Here is a 1,366-nt window from a genome sequence, read left to right on the forward strand (position 1 = left end):
AAAAAACTTGCGCTGCGATACCTGACCAGTAGCACGCTGGCGAACAAGGAAATCGCCCACCTGCTGTCCTAGAACAATCCGAACAGCTTCTTCCGACGCTTCTGTCATTGGACCGGTCTATAACAGAGCGACATCCGAAACTGGCACTTTGGAGCGGCTAAAAATGCAGATGGTTATGCGCCACACCGGCAAAGGCTTTCTGCGCCAGCGCGACCCGCAGCGGAAAAATGCGGCTAAGTCCGCTCAGCAGACCTTGGGCGCCCGAAAATGCTGCGCAATGCATGAATGATTGGTCTGGGGAAGCTGCATTGCAGCGTCGGGTCCGGCGATGACGGCAGGTTTGGGCCGTGAGTGACAAGCTGGATTTACTGCTTATGCAAAATGCTGCGGGACGGCATTTGGCAAAGAGGGCTCTTTCTCGCCGTTCGCTGCGTCTTGGACCAACGACCGCTTTGCAAAAGTTTAAGAAGTCACCTTCTAAGGCATACCTCTCTGCCAGACCTTCAACCAAAAATTACAAGTCTTCATGAACTCAATATATGTTTGTTTCCATCCAAAAAGCAGCGTAGCGCAGTAACCCTAGTTGCTCGCTACACTGAGCGCAGACCTAACGTAGTCACCGCTTACAGCCCGCGCACAGACGCTGTGTGACGCCACAATACTCAGTTGCCAGATATTGGTCCCTGCGCGCCTTGCGGCTTGAGCTTGTCGTAGTCTGCCTGTGATGTTGCAGTTGATAGGGCTGTGGGCATGCCGCCACTTGCAGCGTCTGGCCCCGCCTGTTGTTGACTTGGCACATTCGACTTTGGAACAGGTGGAGCTGCAATGGCTTTGCCAATACGTGACTTTGGCTGTTTCTTTGGCTTTACCTGTCCACCCTTGAGGCGCGTCTCAAGCTTGTTGGCCAAGAAGCTTGTGGTGTTTGCAAAAGTCTTAATGTCTTCAATGGCTTGATCCAGCTGAACGCTAGCTGAAGCCTTCTCAATCACATCTATCAGTCGGCGTAGTTCCTCGCGGTCAGTCATGTGCGCACCCAGTTGAAGAGAGTGGGGTTAGTAAAAGACCACCCAGACTTGATAAGTACTTCCCTAGAAAAATCCGCAGCGCAGATTTTTGCGGCTGCAGGGGGAATTTCGGATGAGACACGTCATAAATGACGCTGCAATGATTAAACCGCATTATACCGCCATCCGTTCCGGCGCACGCCATACTGCTTCTGACTGCTCAGCTATGGCCCTATCACAAAGTGCCTTAAGGTTTGCTAAACGCTCACTCCACGCTTGATGCTGTGGCTGATCACTTGCCGCCAATCGCGCTGCATAATACCCAAGCTTGCTTGCACAAACGCTCAGGGTTTCCACACTCG

At 52.5% G+C, this 1,366-nt stretch carries 2 protein-coding genes; both read right to left on the reverse strand.

Features of this window, described 5'->3' with window-relative positions:
• Positions 1-662 precede the first annotated feature (662 nt).
• Complete coding sequence (locus NIG5292_RS14220; RefSeq protein ID WP_048599813.1) at positions 663-1,025, reverse strand: hypothetical protein; 363 nt, start codon at positions 1,023-1,025, stop codon at positions 663-665.
• Between the two features lie 153 nt (positions 1,026-1,178).
• The coding region (locus NIG5292_RS15225) for a DUF6626 family protein (protein WP_370726561.1) at positions 1,179-1,366 on the reverse strand (188 nt) is incomplete at its 5' end.

The sequence above is a fragment of the Nereida ignava genome, from assembly GCF_001049735.1.
Classification (GTDB): domain Bacteria; phylum Pseudomonadota; class Alphaproteobacteria; order Rhodobacterales; family Rhodobacteraceae; genus Nereida; species Nereida ignava.

Bases quoted from the DNA above. Each gene is read 5' to 3' on its own strand.
- NIG5292_RS14220 (WP_048599813.1), bottom strand. From the start codon at position 1,025: ATGACTGACCGCGAGGAACTACGCCGACTGATAGATGTGATTGAGAAG.